Origin of the sequence: Pseudovibrio flavus (assembly GCF_009711345.1) — a bacterium.
Taxonomy (GTDB): Bacteria; Pseudomonadota; Alphaproteobacteria; order Rhizobiales; family Stappiaceae; genus Pseudovibrio; species Pseudovibrio flavus.
Genome location: NZ_SMMA01000002.1, coordinates 1 through 210 on the forward strand (window position 1 = coordinate 1; position 210 = coordinate 210).

Consider the following 210-nt stretch of genomic DNA (forward strand, 5'->3'; position numbering starts at 1 on the left):
AAACGCAAAAAATAACGCTATCCGTTAGGATGCGTTTGTCGAAGCGTGCAATTTTTGAAGAAGAGAATGGCACGCCCAAGGGGAATCGAACCCCTGTTTCCGCCGTGAAAGGGCGGCGTCCTAACCGCTAGACGATGGGCGCGCATTGTTCCAAGGCTATGATCTTTCAGCGACTTAGTCGCCGTCAGCGCCTCGGTGAAGCGGCTTATA

General features: G+C 52.9%; 1 tRNA gene. It reads right to left on the minus strand.

From position 1 onward, the window contains the following. Window positions 1–67: 67 nt before the first annotated feature. Window positions 68–142: transfer RNA gene (locus tag E1162_RS00010), tRNA-Glu, on the minus strand. Window positions 143–210 lie beyond the last annotated feature (68 nt).